The organism is Micromonospora lacuserhaii, assembly GCF_036902735.1.
GTDB lineage: Bacteria > Actinomycetota > Actinomycetes > Mycobacteriales > Micromonosporaceae > Micromonospora.
The window spans coordinates 16,885-31,289 of the sequence record NZ_JBAKHO010000059.1; the positions used below are offsets into that span (position 1 = coordinate 16,885).

Below are 14,405 nucleotides of genomic sequence, written 5' to 3' on the forward strand. Positions count from 1 at the left end.
TCATGGCTCACCATTCTTGGTGGACGACAGCACCACGTGGTGTTCCCAGGCCCAGGCGGCGACCTCCACCCGGTTGCGCAGGCCCAGCTTGGTCTGGATGCCGGAGAGGTGGCTCTTCACCGTGCTCAGCGAGATGAACAACTCGGCGGCGATCTCCTGATTGGTCCGCCCCCGGGCGATCTCCCGCACCACCTCCAGCTCCCGGTCGGACAACCGGGCCGTCGACGTCCCCGCCGGCGGTGCCACTGCGGCGGCCAGATGGCGCAGCAGCCGGACGGTCACCGACGGGGAGACCAGCGCGTCGCCGTTGTGGGCCGCCCGGACGGCCTCCACGAGCAGCGCCGGGCCGGCGTCCTTGAGCAGGAAACCCACCGCGCCGCCGCGCAGCGCACCGAAGACGTACTCGTCGAGGTCGAAGGTGGTCACCACCACGACCCGCAGCGGCTGCGCCACACCCGGTCCGGCCAGCGCGCGGGTGACCGCGATGCCGTCGAGGCGGGGCATCCGGATGTCCACCAGGCAGACGTCCGGGCGCAGCCGCCGGGCCTGGGCGACCGCGTCCACCCCGTCGGCGGCCTCCGCGACCACCGTGATGTCCGGCTGGTCCTCCAGGATGAGCCGCAGGCCGCCGCGGACCATCGCCTGATCGTCGGCGATCAGCACCCGGATCGTCATCGCGGCTGCCCGGCGGGGACGGGCAGGGTGGCCCGCACCGTCCAACCCTTACCGGGGCCGGGGCCGGCGCGCAGCGTCCCGCCGAGGGTCTGCACCCGCTCGCGCATCCCGACCAGGCCGTAGCCGCCGCGATGTGGCGCCCGCACCGGCGACGGCGGGGCGTCGTCGGCCACCTCGACGGTGATCTCCCGCGCCTGCTCAGTGACGGTGATCGTCACGTGGCGGGCCTGCGGCGCGTGCCGGGCCACGTTGGTCAGCGCCTCCCGGACGATCCGGTACACGGTGCTGGTGACCTCCGGCGGCCAGGCGGCGGTGTGCCCCGGGGCGTCGAGGCGTACCGGCGGGCCCTGCCGCTGAAACCGGGCGACCAGGGCGTCGAGCCGCTCCGGCCCGGCGGAGGAGGACACCGCGTCGTCGGTGTCGCGGAGCAGGCCGACCACCCGGCGCATCGAGGTCAGGGCGTCGGCGCCGGCGGCCTCGATGCCGGCGAGCGACGCCGCCACCCGTTGCGGGTCGCGGCCGGCGACCAGCTGCGCGGCCTGGGCCTGGATCACGATCCCGGTGATGTGGTGGGCGACGACGTCGTGCAGCTCGCGGGCCAGCTCCAGCCGCTCGTCCTGGCGTACCCGCTCCACAGTGGCGCGGCCGCGGGCGTCGCGCCGGCGCAGCGACAGCCCGACCACGACGGCGGCCAGCCACGCCGCGCCGGCCAGCACCGTCACCGGGGTGAGACCGTGCCGGGCCGGCAGCGCGGAGAGCCAGCTTCCGGCGACGACCGCGGCGCCCGCGACCGCCCCGGCCACGCCCGCGCGCAGCGGCGCCGTGCGCAAGCAGGAGCCCGTGAGGACGGCCAGCGCCAGCGCCGTCACCGGGCCGGGCTCCTGGGGCAGGTCGGCGACGGCGGCGACCGCCACGGCGAGCGCCGCCACGGCCAGGCCGGCCAGCGCCGCCGCCACCCGATGCCGGCGCCGCCCCACCGCGAGCAGGCTGACCGCCGCCCCGAGGGCGCAGTCCGGCAGCCAGTACGCGCCGCCCCAGCTGACCCGCAGCGCGGCCGCCGTGAACACCAGCCCGCCGGCGAGCCCGACACCGAGGCCGACGTCGGCCAGCGCCGGCCACCCCCGCCGGTCCACAAGGTCCATGCCGACCAGGCTAGGGAATCCGGGCGCGGGACGAACCGGCCGAAAGTACGGTCGCCGGCTGCGGCAACCGTGCCGGGGGCCGATGCCGCAGGCGCCGTGCGCGGCCAGGCTGTGCCCATGTCACCTGGAACCTCACCTCCCGTGCTGCACGCCGAGCGGCTGACCAAGCGGTACGGTCGACGCACCGCCCTGGAGGACTGCGACCTGCTGGTGCCGCGCGGCCGGATCACCGGGCTGGTCGGCCCCAACGGGGCGGGCAAGTCGACCCTGCTGCAACTGGCCTGCGGCCTGATCACGCCGACGTCGGGCCGGTTGCGGGTGCTGGGCGCCGCCCCGGCGGCGGACGCGGCGCACCTGGCCCGGGTCGGCTTCGTCGCCCAGGACACCCCGGTCTACCCGTCGCTGTCCGTCGCCGAGCACCTGCGGATGGGCGAGCGGCTCAACCCGTCCTGGGACCGGTCGCTGGCGCAGCGGCGCGTGGCGCAGGCCGGCCTGCGGGTGGAGCAGCGGGCGGGGCGGCTCTCCGGCGGCCAGCGCGCCCAACTGGCCCTGGCCCTGGCCGCCGCGAAACGCCCCGAGCTGCTGATCTTCGACGAGCCGGCCGCCGCACTGGACCCGCTGGCCCGCGACGGGTTCCTGCGCACCGTCACCGAGTCGGTCGCCGAACTCGGCGCCAGCGCGGTGCTCTCGTCGCACCTGCTCGCCGACGTGGAACGGGTCTGCGACCACCTCGTCGTGCTCCGCGACGCCCGGGTACAGCTCGCAGGCGACGTGGCCGACCTGCTGGCCGGGCACCACCTGCTGGTCGGGGCCCGGGGCGTGCTCGACGGGCTGCCGGCCGGGCTGGAGGTGGTCCGGGCGGAGCACGCCGACGGGCTCAGCCGGGCCGTCGTACGCGGCGGGGCACCACCGCCGGGGCCGTGGACGGTCGAGCCGCTGCCGCTGGCCGACCTGGTCCTGGCCTACCTGGCCGGGCACGCGACGGAGGTGATTGCGCGATGATCTGGTTGACCTGGCGACAGTTCCGCGTCCCGGCGCTGGCCGGCGCCGCCGTGCTCGGCGTCCTCGCCGCGTACCTGGTGCGGCTGGGAGTGGAGATCCGCGACGCGCGGGACGGCTACCTCGCCCGATGCGGCGCCGTCGGGGACTGCGCCGGGGCGGCGGCCCGGTTCGCCGGCGACCATCAGAACACTCTGTTGATCCTGGCCGGCGTGTTCTGGCTGCTGCCCGTCGTGCTCGGCATGTTCTGGGGCGCGCCGCTGGTGGCCCGGGAGTTCGAGCAGGGCACCCACCGGCTGGTCTGGAACCAGAGCGTCACCCGGCGCCGCTGGCTCGCCGTCAAGCTGCTGGTCGTGGCCGTGGCGGCGATGACCGTGGCGGGTCTGGCCAGCCTGCTGCTGACCTGGGCGGCGAGCCCGGTCGACCGGGTCGCCGACGACCGGTTCAGCACCATCGTGTTCGGCGCCCGGGACGTCGCGCCGGTCTCCTACGCGGTGTTCGCGGTCGTCCTCGGCGCCACGGTCGGGCTGCTCGTACGCCGGACGGTGCCGGCCATGGCCTTCACCGTGGTCGCGGTCGCCGCGATCCAGGTCGCGGTGCCCAACGTGGTCCGCCCCCAGCTCATGCCGCCGGTGACGGTGAGCCGGCCGATGACCGCCGATGCGGTCAACGAGCTGCGGGGGCTGGGCAGCATCACCGGGCGCCCGGCCGTGCGGGGACTGACCGTCCCGGACGCCTGGGTGACCGGGACCAGCGAACTGCTCACCGCGGACGGCCGGCCGCTGGACGCCGCCACGTTCGACGACTGCCTGACCCGGCCGCCCCGGGTGGGTGCCCGCGGTCTGTTCGGTGACACCGCACCGTGCCTGGGCGCGCTCGACCTGCACGTCGACGTGACGTACCAGCCGCGCCACCGCTACCGGGCGTTCCAGTGGTTGGAGTCGGCGCTCTACCTGGCCGCCGCCGGGCTGCTGGCGGGGGCCGGCATGTGGCGGATCCGGCGGCGCGTCAATTGAGGTGCCGGGCGGGGGCGGTGCGGGGCTAGCGTGCTCAGGTGCGCAACGCCGAGTTCACCGACCCCCGCCTGGTCGCCGTCTACGACGTCGAGTGCGGCTGGGGCCGCGACGACGACTTCTTCCTCGCCGCGGTCGGTGAGACCCCGGCAGCGCGGGTGCTCGACCTCGGTTGCGGCACCGGCCGCCTGGCCCTCGCCCTCGCCGCGGCCGGGCACACCGTCACCGGGGTCGACCCGGCGCGCGCCTCGCTGGACGCCGCCCGCACGAAGCCCGGGGCCGACCGGGTGACTTGGGTCGAGGGCGGCGCGGAGGCACTGCCGTCGGGCGCGTACGACGTGGCGGTGCTGACCAGCCACGTGGCGCAGGTCTTCGTGGCCGAGGACCAGTGGTCCGAGGTCCTGGCCGCGCTGCGCCGCGCGCTGGTCGACGGCGGACGGCTCGCCTTCGACTCCCGTGATCCGGCCGCCCGAGCATGGCAGCGGTGGAACCCGGTCGACTCCCGCCGCCGGCTGGGGCTGCCGGACGGCCGCGAGGTCGAGGTGTGGACCGAGGTGACCGACGTGCGGGACACCGTCGTCCACTTCACCCGCCACTACATGTTTCCTGACGCCCACCTCAGCAGCGACGCGGTGCTGCGGTTCCGCACCGAGCAGGAGCTGCGCGACTCGCTCGAGGCGGCGGACCTGCGGGTGGAGCGGATCCACGGCGGCTGGCACGGGGAGCCGGTGGGCGCGGGGAACGGCGAGCTGGTGGTGGTCGCGACCGCGGTCTGACGCCGGTCAGGGCGCGGCACGGAAGGACGACACCGCGTCGACCACGAATGCCGGAGCGTCCAGCCACGGGTAGTGTCCGCCGCCGGGTTGCACCACGGCCTGGCCGCGCGGGAAAAGCGCCGCGTACGTGGCGGCGTTGGCCGGCCCCAGGAACAGGTCGCGGTCGCCGGCGAGGACCAGCACCGGCGCGTCCAGGGTGGCCAGCGCGGCCCGGGTCGAGGCCGGGTCGAAGACGCTGAAGGCGCTGGCCGCGGCCCGGTTCTGCTCGGTGACCTGCCCGGCGGCGTGGGCCCGCGCGGCACCGTCCCACCGGCCGTAGGTCAACGGGGTGATGGCGGCCCAGTCCGCACCGGAGGCCTGACCGGCCAGCACCCGGTCGAGCGCGGCGGCGGCCGGCCCGTACCACGGCTCATCGCGGTGCGGCCGGGTCGCGGCGAGCCGGTCCTCGGCGGTCACCTCGATGCCGACGGCTCGCGGGCTCGGGGTGACCAGCACGAGCCGGGCGATCCGCCGTGGGTGCCGGGCGGCGTACGTCACCGCCAGGTTCGCCCCGGCGGAGTGGCCCAGCAGGTCCATCCGGTCGAGGCCGAGGTGTTCGCGCAGCGCCTCGACGTCGTCGACCTGCCGGTCGCACCGCCAGCTCGACGGGTCCGCCGGCGTCGCCGAGTCGCCGGTGCCGCGCAGGTCCAGCCGCACCAGGTCGGTCAGGCCACCCAGGTCGCCGAGGTACGACGAGGCGCGCATCGGCCCGCCCGGCAGGCAGATCAGCGGGGTGCCGTGGCCGGTGCGGTGGTAGGCGAGCCGGGTGCCGTCGTACCCGGAGAAGCCGGTCGTGCGGCGGGTGACGGGTGCGTCCATGCCCCCATCGTCGTCGCGCGGGCCGGGCGGCGCTGTCCGTGCCGGTCCCGGTGCGGCGGCCGTAATGTGCCTTTACGGTCGCGCCGCGGTGGCCTAACGTGCGCGCGGTGTTGATCAGGGAGTTCGTCGAGGCCGACTGGCCGTCCGTGCTGTCGATCTACCAGGAGGTGGTCGCCGCCGGTGACACCTTCCCGTACGACCCGGCGTGGCCGGCGGCGGTGGCCCGCGAGGTGTGGGTGGAGGGGCCGCCGGGGCGCACGGTCGTGGCGGTCGACGGTGACCGGGTGCTGGGTACGGCGAAGATGGGTCGGAACCGGCCGGGCCCGGGCGCGCACGTCTCGACGGCGAGCTTCATGGTGGCCGGCGACGCCCGGGGGCGCGGCGTGGGGCGGGCGCTGGCGGAGCACGCGCTGGACTGGGCCCGGGCGCAGGGGTTCGCCGCGATGCAGTTCAACGCGGTGGTCGAGTCGAACACCGTCGCCGTCGAGCTGTACCGGCGGCTGGGGTTCACGGTGATCGGCACGGTGCCGGAGTCGTTCGCCCACCCGACCCGGGGCCGGGTCGGGCTGCACGTCATGCACCGCTTCCTCTGACCCGGCGGGACAGCGCGGGAACGGCCGCCGGTGCCACGATGGACCGATGAGCGACGAGCCGATCGACCTGGCGGCCGCACTGGCCGACTTCGACCAGCTGTGGAGTCCCCGGATCGTCACCCGGGTCAACGACTACGACGTGCGGATCGCCAAGGTGGCCGGGGAACATGTCTGGCACGCCCACGACCACACCGACGAGTTCTTCCTGGTCCTCGACGGGGAGCTGCGGATCGCGCTGCGCGACGACGCCGGCGAGCGGACGGTGGTGCTGCCCCGGGGTGCGGTGTTCGTGGTGCCGCGGGGGGTAGAGCATCGGCCGTCGTCGGTGGACGGCGCGTCGATCCTGATGTTCGAGCCCTCGGGGACATCCAGCGTCGGGGACCGGCACGAGGCGGTCCCCGACCACGTGGACGCCACCACCGGCCACGACCTGTGACCGGTCAACCGGTCACCTTCACCGGCGCGGCCGGCGACGATTCGGACCTGGCCGGCGCCGGCCAGGTCAACTGGCGTACGCCGGGCACGGCGGCGGTGCCGAGGCAGGCGAGCGCCACCAGCACGGCTGCCCCGGTCAGCGGTGCGGTGGTGCCCCAGGCCCGGGCGGCCACCGGGGCGACGGCGTAGCCGATCGGCATGGCGCCCAGCGACAGCAGCCAGTCGTAGGAGCTCACCCGGGCGAGCACCTGTGGCGGGAACTGCCCCTGCACCACGGTCTCCCACACCGGGTTGAGGAAGCCCAGCGCGGCCAGCGCGAGGCAGTACGCGCCGATTACCGCCGGGGCCGGTGCGGCGACGGCGAGCAGCAGCAGCGGCGCCGCGTACGTGGCCAGGGCGACGTTGGCGACCAGGACGGGCCGGCGGGGGCGGAGCCGGCCGGCGAGCAGTGAGCCGCCGAGCATGCCGACCGCCCCGGCCTGGAGCATCGCCACCCACACCCCCTCGCCGCCGAGCCGGTCGACGGCGACCACCGGCCCGAGGGTCATCAGGACTGCCGCGGAGCCGTTCCAGACGCCGTGGCCGACGAGGCTGGTCCAGTACCAGTCGCGGCTGCGGACCTCCCGCCAGCCGTGCGTGAGGTCGGTGAGGATCGCGCGTCTGGGCACCGGCACGTGGCGCACCCGGACGGCGGTGAGCAGCAGCGCGCTGACGGCGAACGAGAGCCCGTCGAGGACGAACGCCCAGCCGGGGCCGGCGACCCAGATCAGCAGTCCGGCCAGGGCCGGGCCGACCAGCCGGCTGGCGCTGGCGGTGGTCCCCAGCAGGGCGTTGGCGCTCTGCCGGTAGTCCGCGTCGACGGTGCCGGCGACCAGCGGTGCCGCGGTCGGCATGGCGAAGGCCGACGCGGCGCCGCCGACGACGGCGGCGACCGCCACGTGGGCCAGCGACGGGCCTGCCGAGAGCAGTTCCACACCGACGGCGAGCTGGGCGGCGCAGCGGACGAGGTCGGTGGCGACGGCGACGCGGCGGGCGTCGAACCGGTCGGCCAGCACTCCGCCCAGGGGCAGCAGGAGCAGCCGGGGGACCATCGCGCAGGCCAGGACCAGGGCCAGCGCGCCGGTGGAGCCGGTCGCGCGGAGCACGGCCAGGGCGAGCGCGGTGGGCACCACGGCGTCGCCGAGGACGGAGACGGTACGGGCGGCGAACAGCAGGCGGAAGGCGGGGAGCCGAAGAGCGTGGGTCACTCCGGAAAAGTACTTCGGCGTCTAACCTTTCGTCAACGAATAATTCGTCGTCGACGTACAGTGTCGGAGTGAGCGACCGCGACCGCACCGACCGGCACGTCGAGCGCTGGCTGCCCGTCCTGCCCGACCTCGACCCGGACGTGGAGGGGGCGGTGACCCGGATGGCCGGCTTCACCCGGCACCTGCGGGCGGTCAAGGAGCGTTCGTTGGCCGACCTGGACCTGCCCGCGCACGAGTTCGACACCCTGCACGCGCTGGCCGGGCGGCAGGGTCGGGCCGCCCCCTCGGAGCTGGCCGACGACCTCCAGATGGCCCCCGCGTCGGTGACCGCCCGGGTCGACGCCCTGGTCCGCCGCGGTTTCGTGCACCGCATCCCGTCGACGGTCGACCGGCGCCGGATCGACGTCGAGCTGACCGACGCGGGGCGCACCACGTGGCTGGCCGCGATGGAGGTGATCGGCCACGAGGAGCACCGCCTGCTCGGAGTGCTCACCGCCGAGGAGCGGCGCACCCTGGCCGACCTGCTCCGGAAGGTCTCCCTGCACGCCGAGCGCCCGACGGGCTGACCGCCGCAGACTCCGACGAAAATCCCTCGCGGCGGCGGTGGTGGTGCTGACAGGCTCCCCGCCATGACAGCGCACGCACTGGCCGGGGCGCTCGCCGAGGACCACCGACGCCGGGTCTTCGCCGCGATCGCCCTCGGCGACACCGACCTCGCCGCCGTGGTGGCCCGCACCGAGTTGACCACCCGGGACGCTGCCACCGCGCTACGCCGGCTCACCGAGTGCCAGGTGGTGGCCGATGGCCCCGGAGGGCTACGGATCGACACCGAGCGGCTGCGGGAGTTCGCGCGGGCGGAGGTGACCCCACCGGCGGGGCCTGCTCCGGACCCGCGTACCGCCGTGCTGCGCACCTTCGTGCGGGGCCGGACGCTGGTGCGGCTGCCCGTCCAGCGCGCTCGGTGCCGGATCGTGCTGGAACACATCGCGCAGAACTCCTTCGTGGTCGGCGAACGGCACCCGGAACGCGCGGTCGACGACGTCCTGCGGGCCTGGTGCGACGGCGGCGAGGCCGACCACGTCACGCTGCGCCGCTACCTGATCGACCACCTGCTGCTCGTCCGTGACCAGGGCGTCTACTGGCGCCCGGAGCCGACGGGGACGCCGCGGTGAGCGAGGCGCCCTGGGCGGTCCGGGCGGCCCGGCCCGACGAGCCGGACGCGGCGGCGCTGCTGCGCGGGTACTTCACCGAGATCGTCGCCCGCTACCACGGCCGCCCGGTGCGGCCCGGCGAGGTCACGGCCGCGATGGCGGAGTCGCCGAGCGCCGACCTGATCCACCCGACCGGCTGCCTGCTGGTGGCGTACCACGGGGGCCGGCCGGCCGGCTGCGTCGGGTTGCGGTGGCGGCCCGACTGGGCCGAGCTGACCCGGATGTACGTCGTAGCGGAGCACCGGGGGCGTGGCGGGGGCGCGGCGCTGCTGGCGGCCGCGCAGCGGCGGGCGGAGGAGTCCGGCCTCGACCGGCTACGGCTGGACACCCGCCACGACCTGGTGGAGGCCCGCGCGCTCTACGCGCGGCACGGCTACCGGGAGATCGCCGCGTACAACGACGACGTGTACGCCGAGCACTGGTTCGAGAAGCGGTTGGGAGTTGACGAGGCGCGCGCGGCGCGCTAAATACAGAAGAGGAAGTTGAGTCGCCGAAGCTCAACTCTCACACCTTCGGCCCGAGGAACCGAGGAGGCATGACCATGCTGATGCGCACCGACCCCTTCCGTGAGATCGACCGGCTCACCGAGCAGCTGCTCGGCACCGCCCACCGTCCCGCGGTGATGCACCTGGACGCCTACCGCGACGGCGACCACTTCTACGCCGTGTTCGACCTGCCCGGCGTCGATCCCGACAGCATCGACTGCACGGTGGAACGCAACGTGCTGACCGTCCGCGCCGAGCGCCGCCGCCCCACCGGCGACGACGTGGAACTGGTCGCCGCCGAGCGACCCATGGGCACCTTCACCCGGCAGCTCTTCCTCGGCGACACCCTGGACACCGACCGGCTGGAGGCCGGCTACGAGAACGGGGTGCTGACCCTGCGCATCCCGGTCGCCGAGCGGGCCAAGCCGCGCAAGGTCACCGTCACCGCCGGCGGCAACGGTCGCCGGCAGCTGACCGCCTGAACCGCTGCGCGAAGGCGGGGACCGGGCGTCCCCGCCTTCACCGTGGCGGCGGATAGAGCGCGGCCATCGCGTGGGCGCTGGCCGCGCACATCTCCCGCAGCTCGGCGGGGGCGAGCACCTCCACCTGGGCGCCGAGCTTGAGCAGCTCGGTGTGCCCGTGCCGGATCGATTCGATCGGCACCGTGGTGTGCCGCCAGCCGTCGGCGTCCGGGTCGCCCGCCGCCGCCCGGGCCGCCCGGCTCATCGCCGGCGGGAAGACGTACGCCATGAACTCCAGCGCCTCGGCCGTGACCCGGATCCGGGCCTCGGACCGGTAGACGCCGCGCTCGTACCGCTCGGTCCACTCCCGCCAGAACGCGGCCAGGTCGAAGTCGGCCGGCCGGTCGAAGCGCTCGTCGCGCACGCTCAGGTCGAGGATGGCGGAGACCCGGTAGGTGCGGATCTCGTCGTCGGCGCGGGCCGCCAGGTACCACCGGCCGGCCTTGAGCACCACACCCAGCGGCGCGAGGACGCGGGTCACCTCGCGCGGCTGCTTCCACCGCCGGTAGCGCACGTCGACCAGGCGCTCCTCCCAGACGGCGTCGGCCAGCGCGGTCAGGAACGGGGTGGGTTCCGGGTCGCGGAACCAGCCGGGCGCGTCCAGGTGGAAGCGTTGCCGGATCCGCTCGCCCTGCTCGGCCAGGCCCGGCGGCAGCGCGGCGCGCAACTTCAGCTCCGCCGCGGTGAGTACCGCCCCCAGTCCCAGCTCGGCGGCGGGCCCCGGCACGCCGGCCAGGGACAACGCCGCCGCCTCGGCCGCGGTCAACCCGGTCAGCCGGGTCCGGTAGCCGCCAACCAGCCGGTAGCCGCCCGCCGGGCCACGGTCGGCGTACACCGGCACGCCGGCGGCGCCGAGCGACTCGACGTCGCGGTAGACCGTGCGCACCGACACCTCCAGGGCGTCGGCCAGCTCCTGCGCGGTCATCCGTCCCCGGCTCTGCAGGAGCAGCAGCAGGGAGACCAACCGACTCGCGCGCACCCGAGCACGGTAGACCCGGCCGGGCCACGCAATCCCGTCGGGCGCGCCTCGTGGCCAATTCCGGTGGTGGCTGAGAGCCTTTCTCACATGCTGCGTTCCGACGTCCCGGTCCTGTCCCGCGCCGCGGGCCGGCCCGCCCTGCCGAGCGGCCCGATGGACTTCACCGAGGCCTGGCTGCGCAACCGGCGGCTGTCGGAGCACACCCGCGACGCGTACCGGCGGGACGTCGCCGGCTGGCTGGCCTGGTGCGGCGGCCGCGAGCTGGACCCGCTGCGGGCCAGCTTCCTGGACGTCAACGCCTACGCCCGCGAGCTGGAGGCGACGCTCGGCCCGCGCACCGGCCGGCCGCTCACGCCGGCCACCGTGGCCCGCAAGCTCTCCGCCCTGTCCAGCTGGTACGAATTCCTGGTCAAGCTGCGGGCGATCGACGGCAACCCGGTCTCCGGCGCGGACCGCCCCCGCCTCGACCGCGACCACTCGGCGACGGTGGGGCTGACCCCGGAGGAGGTCGACGCGCTGCTGGCCGCCGCCGAGGCCGAGACCGGGCCGGCCGCCGCCCGCAACCGCGCCGCCATCGCGTTGCTGGCCGACCTCGGGCTGCGGGTCGGGGAACTGGTCTCGCTGGACCTGAACGACCTGGGCGCCGAGCGGGGACACCGCAGCGTGCGGTTCGTCGGCAAGGGCGGCCGGCCGCGCCGCCGGGCGCTGACCCCGGGCACCGCGTACGCGGTGGACGCCTACCTGGCCGCCCGGGCCGCCGCCGAGGGGGTCGACGTGGAGCGGCTGACCGGGCCGCTGCTGGCCACCGCGACCGGTGCCCGCCTCGACCGGCACTCGGTGTTCCGGCTGGTCCGGAGGCTGGCCCAGGTCGCGGGCATCCCGGCTGCGGCGAAGCTGTCGCCGCACTCGTTGCGACACGCCTTCGCCACCACCGCCCGGGCGGAGGGGGTGCCGCTGGAGGACGTGCAGGACGCGATGGGCCACGCCGACCCGCGCACCACCCGCCGCTACGACCGGGACCGGCACAACCTCGACCGCGACCCGGCGTACGTGATCTGGGCGGCCCGGGCCCGCCGCCGCGGCTGAGGCCGATGTCCCACCCCGCTCGTACGGTTTCCGGATGCGACACGGACTGGAGATCTGCTGCGGCGGTCCCGGGATCACCGCGGCCCTGCTGGTCGAGCTCGGCGAGTTGGCCGAGCGGTCCGGCTGGGACGGAGTGTTCTTCGAGGACTACCTGATTTACTACGAGGGCGACGATCCGCCGACCCACGATCCGTGGCTGCTGCTCGCCGCGATCGCCGGTCGCACCGGCCGGATCCGGCTCGGCACCACGGTCACCTCGCTGCCCCGGCGGCGGCCGGCGAAGCTGGCCCGGGAGGTCCTCACCCTCGACCACCTCTCCGCCGGCCGGGCGAGCGTCGCGGTCGGCGTCGGCGATCCCGGCGACCGCGGGCTGGCCGCCTTCGGCGAGGAGCGTGACCTGAAGACCCGGGCCGCGATGCTCGACGAGGGCCTGGACGTGCTGGTCGGGCTGCTCGGCGGCGAGCGTGTCGACCACGCCGGCACCCATTACCGGGCCGCCGGGGTGGCGCTGCGACCGGCGCCGGTGCAGTCGCCCCGGGTGCCGGTCTGGGTGGGCGGCAGCACGCAGGCCGGCGCGGTGCTCCGCCGGGCCGCCCGGGCGGACGGGATCGTGCCGTACAAGCTCACCGACACCGACGGCTGGTCCGATTTCACCCCGGACGAGGTGCACGAACTGGTCACGGCGCTGCCGGCGACCCGGGCCGACGGCGCGCCGTTCGACGTGGCGATCGGCGGTCGCCGCCGCCGCGACGACGAGCGGGCGTACCTGAGCGGGGTGGCCGAGGCCGGGGCCACCTGGTGGCTGGAGCTCGTCCCGGCCGGCGACCCGGCGGCGATGCGCGCCGCGGTGGCCCGGGGCCCGCTGCGCTGACGGACGTCGACGCTGGCCCGGTGCCGAAGGCCAAGCCGGACGGAGACCTGACCGTAAGCGGGCCGCCGGCGACGGCGGCCCGCTACGGTCGTTCGGCTCAGCCCTGCGGGCGGGGGCAGAGGCAGAACGGCTGGCCGACCGGGTCGAGCAGCACCAGCCAACGTCCCTCGCCGGGCTGGGCGTCGGGCCGGGTGGCGCCGGCCGCCTCGAACTCCTTCGCCGCCGCGTCGAGGTCGTCGACGTACAGGTCGAGGTGGTAGCGCTTGCCGGCGGTCTCGTCCGGCCAGGCCGGCGGCTGGTACCCGGGGACCAGGCCGAAGCCGAGGGAGACCCCGTCCGGGCTGGTGATCATGGCGTACTCGGGTTGGCTGTGGGTGATCTCCCAGCCCAGCACGCGGTGGTAGAAGGCGGCGTGCCCGGCCGGGTCGGAGCTGTCGAGGTTGACCATGGCGAGGTCGGCGTGGATCGTCATGCGCACAGCCTCGCCGACGTACCTGACATCTCCTGACAGGTAGGCGACGCCGGCCCGCCCCACGTAACGTGCGACGGGCCGGCGCCCGACGTCAGCGACCCGGGATGCGGCGCTTGACCGCCCGGGCGACCCGCTTCGGGTCGCGGATCACGGCGACCTTGCGGATCACCTCGGCGAGCTGGGTCGCCCGGGAGCCCTTGAGGGTGCGCAGCTCGGTACGCAGCGCGCGCAGCCGGCTCTCCCGGACCCGCAGCTGCTGGTCCCGGAACTTGATCGTGCGCTCCAGCCCGAACACCTGCCCGGCCAGCTCCTTCGCCCGCACCTGGGCGGCCTCCGCGTCGGCCAGCAACGTGCGCAGGTCCGGTCCGGTCTCGTCACGCCGGACGTCCACGGCGGCGGCGATGTCGTCGGCGATCCGGCGGCCGGCGGCGAGCACCTCGTCGGTCGGCTCCTCACCGCTCATCCCCAGCCAGGCGCGGACCAGGTCCGGTCCGGCCATCCACGGAGGCCACGGGTGCCGGTGGTGACCGCCGACGAACCGGTCGTGGAACCGGTGCCAGGCGGCGGAGAGCAGCTCCGCGGTGCTGGCCTCGCCCTCGGTACGCCAGGCCAGGACGCCCCGGGCGAAGCCGTCGCCGTCCACACCGGTGTCGTCCAGGCAGATGACCGTGCCCTGGCCGGTGTCGGCGGCGCGCTTGCGCGCCCAGTCGCCCAGCCGGCCGGCGATCCGCCGGAACTGCGGCACGTCCTCCGCGGCGGCCACCCGCCACAGCAGACGCTCGACCGACTCAGTGTCCGGCACCTCGGCCGGGCCGTCGACGGCGACCAGGCCGCTCGGGCGCCCGGCGTCGGCCGTACCTCCGGTGGCGGCGAACCGCCAGCCGGAGTCGGCCAGGTCGCCGGCGAGCACGACGGCCGGCGCGGCGGCCCGGGTGTAGACGGTGCGCGCGGACTGCGCGGGCCCGCTCACCGCGAGCCAGCCGGGCGTGACGGCGCCGAGCTGGCCGGCGCGGGCGGCGGCGTCGACGCCCTCGCCCAGACC

The 14,405-nt window shown here is 75.6% G+C and carries 18 protein-coding genes; 11 read left to right on the forward strand and 7 right to left on the reverse strand.

What is annotated here, in order from left to right:
* Positions 1–675: a response regulator gene (locus tag V6U81_RS25325; protein WP_334492787.1), complete on the reverse strand. Its 675-nt coding sequence runs from the start codon at positions 673–675 to the stop codon at positions 1–3.
* On the reverse strand, positions 672–1,817 hold the full coding sequence (locus V6U81_RS25330) for a sensor histidine kinase (protein WP_334492789.1): 1,146 nt from the start codon (positions 1,815–1,817) through the stop codon (positions 672–674). The genes V6U81_RS25325 and V6U81_RS25330 overlap by 4 nt, the downstream gene beginning before the upstream one ends.
* 117 nt (positions 1,818–1,934) lie before the next feature.
* Between V6U81_RS25330 and V6U81_RS25335 the strand changes: the two genes are divergently transcribed.
* Genes V6U81_RS25335 through V6U81_RS25345 form a run of 3 tightly spaced genes read left to right on the forward strand, consistent with a single transcriptional unit; the run spans position 1,935 to position 4,605 of the window.
* Positions 1,935–2,819: an ABC transporter ATP-binding protein gene (locus V6U81_RS25335; protein WP_334492791.1), complete on the forward strand. Its 885-nt coding sequence runs from the start codon at positions 1,935–1,937 to the stop codon at positions 2,817–2,819.
* On the forward strand, positions 2,816–3,832 hold the full coding sequence (locus V6U81_RS25340; RefSeq protein ID WP_334492793.1) for an ABC transporter permease subunit: 1,017 nt from the start codon (positions 2,816–2,818) through the stop codon (positions 3,830–3,832). The genes V6U81_RS25335 and V6U81_RS25340 overlap by 4 nt, the downstream gene beginning before the upstream one ends.
* A 38-nt stretch (positions 3,833–3,870) precedes the next feature.
* A complete protein-coding gene (locus V6U81_RS25345; RefSeq protein WP_334492795.1) occupies positions 3,871–4,605 on the forward strand; it encodes a class I SAM-dependent methyltransferase in 735 nt (244 codons plus the stop codon).
* Between the two features lie 6 nt (positions 4,606–4,611).
* On the opposite strand, the gene V6U81_RS25350 is transcribed toward V6U81_RS25345, so the two are convergent.
* Positions 4,612–5,463 (reverse strand): alpha/beta fold hydrolase, encoded by an 852-nt coding sequence (locus V6U81_RS25350; protein WP_334492797.1) that lies wholly within the window; start codon positions 5,461–5,463, stop codon positions 4,612–4,614.
* Positions 5,464–5,570: 107 nt separating this feature from the next.
* On the opposite strand from V6U81_RS25350, the gene V6U81_RS25355 reads away from it, so the two are divergent.
* Complete coding sequence (locus V6U81_RS25355; RefSeq protein WP_334492799.1) at positions 5,571–6,056, forward strand: GNAT family N-acetyltransferase; 486 nt, start codon at positions 5,571–5,573, stop codon at positions 6,054–6,056.
* A gap of 46 nt (positions 6,057–6,102) precedes the next feature.
* Positions 6,103–6,492 carry a cupin domain-containing protein gene (locus V6U81_RS25360; RefSeq protein ID WP_334492800.1) on the forward strand — a complete coding sequence of 130 codons (390 nt, stop codon included), beginning with the start codon at positions 6,103–6,105 and terminating at the stop codon, positions 6,490–6,492.
* Between the two features lie 4 nt (positions 6,493–6,496).
* Here the strand turns inward: V6U81_RS25360 and V6U81_RS25365 are convergent, their stop codons facing one another.
* Positions 6,497–7,738 carry an MFS transporter gene (locus V6U81_RS25365; RefSeq protein ID WP_334492801.1) on the reverse strand — a complete coding sequence of 414 codons (1,242 nt, stop codon included), beginning with the start codon at positions 7,736–7,738 and terminating at the stop codon, positions 6,497–6,499.
* Positions 7,739–7,806: 68 nt separating this feature from the next.
* Here V6U81_RS25365 and V6U81_RS25370 point away from each other — a divergent pair, with 68 nt between their 5' ends.
* The 4 genes from V6U81_RS25370 (at position 7,807) to V6U81_RS25385 (ending at position 9,916) form a co-directional block, all read left to right on the forward strand.
* Positions 7,807–8,304: a MarR family winged helix-turn-helix transcriptional regulator gene (locus V6U81_RS25370; protein ID WP_334492802.1), complete on the forward strand. Its 498-nt coding sequence runs from the start codon at positions 7,807–7,809 to the stop codon at positions 8,302–8,304.
* 63 nt (positions 8,305–8,367) lie between these two features.
* Positions 8,368–8,910 (forward strand): DUF2087 domain-containing protein, encoded by a 543-nt coding sequence (locus tag V6U81_RS25375; RefSeq protein ID WP_334492804.1) that lies wholly within the window; start codon positions 8,368–8,370, stop codon positions 8,908–8,910.
* Positions 8,907–9,416 (forward strand): GNAT family N-acetyltransferase, encoded by a 510-nt coding sequence (locus tag V6U81_RS25380; protein WP_334492806.1) that lies wholly within the window; start codon positions 8,907–8,909, stop codon positions 9,414–9,416. The genes V6U81_RS25375 and V6U81_RS25380 overlap by 4 nt, the downstream gene beginning before the upstream one ends.
* 74 nt (positions 9,417–9,490) lie before the next feature.
* Positions 9,491–9,916 (forward strand): Hsp20/alpha crystallin family protein, encoded by a 426-nt coding sequence (locus V6U81_RS25385; protein WP_334492818.1) that lies wholly within the window; start codon positions 9,491–9,493, stop codon positions 9,914–9,916.
* Positions 9,917–9,953: 37 nt separating this feature from the next.
* Here the strand turns inward: V6U81_RS25385 and V6U81_RS25390 are convergent, their stop codons facing one another.
* Complete coding sequence (locus V6U81_RS25390; protein WP_334492808.1) at positions 9,954–10,934, reverse strand: helix-turn-helix transcriptional regulator; 981 nt, start codon at positions 10,932–10,934, stop codon at positions 9,954–9,956.
* An 87-nt stretch (positions 10,935–11,021) separates the two neighbouring features.
* Here V6U81_RS25390 and V6U81_RS25395 point away from each other — a divergent pair, with 87 nt between their 5' ends.
* Together V6U81_RS25395 and V6U81_RS25400 are read left to right on the forward strand one after the other, a co-directional pair.
* A complete protein-coding gene (locus tag V6U81_RS25395; RefSeq protein WP_334492810.1) occupies positions 11,022–12,020 on the forward strand; it encodes a tyrosine-type recombinase/integrase in 999 nt (332 codons plus the stop codon).
* 34 nt (positions 12,021–12,054) lie between these two features.
* The gene (locus V6U81_RS25400; protein WP_334492811.1) at positions 12,055–12,891 is read left to right on the forward strand and encodes an LLM class flavin-dependent oxidoreductase; all 837 of its coding nucleotides are present in this window, start codon (positions 12,055–12,057) and stop codon (positions 12,889–12,891) included.
* A gap of 97 nt (positions 12,892–12,988) precedes the next feature.
* On the opposite strand, the gene V6U81_RS25405 is transcribed toward V6U81_RS25400, so the two are convergent.
* Positions 12,989–13,363 (reverse strand): VOC family protein, encoded by a 375-nt coding sequence (locus tag V6U81_RS25405; RefSeq protein ID WP_334492813.1) that lies wholly within the window; start codon positions 13,361–13,363, stop codon positions 12,989–12,991.
* 91 nt (positions 13,364–13,454) lie between these two features.
* A partial coding sequence (locus tag V6U81_RS25410) for a hypothetical protein (protein ID WP_334492815.1) occupies positions 13,455–14,405 on the reverse strand: 951 nt, incomplete at its 5' end.

What these genes read in the sequence shown, in the direction of transcription:
- V6U81_RS25325 (WP_334492787.1), bottom strand. Translation starts at nt 675, where the DNA reads ATGACGATCCGGGTGCTGATCGCCGACGATCAGGCGATGGTCCGCGGC.
- V6U81_RS25350 (WP_334492797.1), bottom strand. Translation starts at nt 5,463, where the DNA reads ATGGACGCACCCGTCACCCGCCGCACGACCGGCTTCTCCGGGTACGAC.
- V6U81_RS25405 (WP_334492813.1), bottom strand. Translation starts at nt 13,363, where the DNA reads ATGACGATCCACGCCGACCTCGCCATGGTCAACCTCGACAGCTCCGAC.
- V6U81_RS25385 (WP_334492818.1), top strand. Translation starts at nt 9,491, where the DNA reads ATGCTGATGCGCACCGACCCCTTCCGTGAGATCGACCGGCTCACCGAG.
- V6U81_RS25330 (WP_334492789.1), bottom strand. Translation starts at nt 1,817, where the DNA reads ATGGACCTTGTGGACCGGCGGGGGTGGCCGGCGCTGGCCGACGTCGGC.
- V6U81_RS25375 (WP_334492804.1), top strand. Translation starts at nt 8,368, where the DNA reads ATGACAGCGCACGCACTGGCCGGGGCGCTCGCCGAGGACCACCGACGC.
- V6U81_RS25335 (WP_334492791.1), top strand. Translation starts at nt 1,935, where the DNA reads ATGTCACCTGGAACCTCACCTCCCGTGCTGCACGCCGAGCGGCTGACC.
- V6U81_RS25340 (WP_334492793.1), top strand. Translation starts at nt 2,816, where the DNA reads ATGATCTGGTTGACCTGGCGACAGTTCCGCGTCCCGGCGCTGGCCGGC.
- V6U81_RS25400 (WP_334492811.1), top strand. Translation starts at nt 12,055, where the DNA reads ATGCGACACGGACTGGAGATCTGCTGCGGCGGTCCCGGGATCACCGCG.
- V6U81_RS25395 (WP_334492810.1), top strand. Translation starts at nt 11,022, where the DNA reads ATGCTGCGTTCCGACGTCCCGGTCCTGTCCCGCGCCGCGGGCCGGCCC.
- V6U81_RS25360 (WP_334492800.1), top strand. Translation starts at nt 6,103, where the DNA reads ATGAGCGACGAGCCGATCGACCTGGCGGCCGCACTGGCCGACTTCGAC.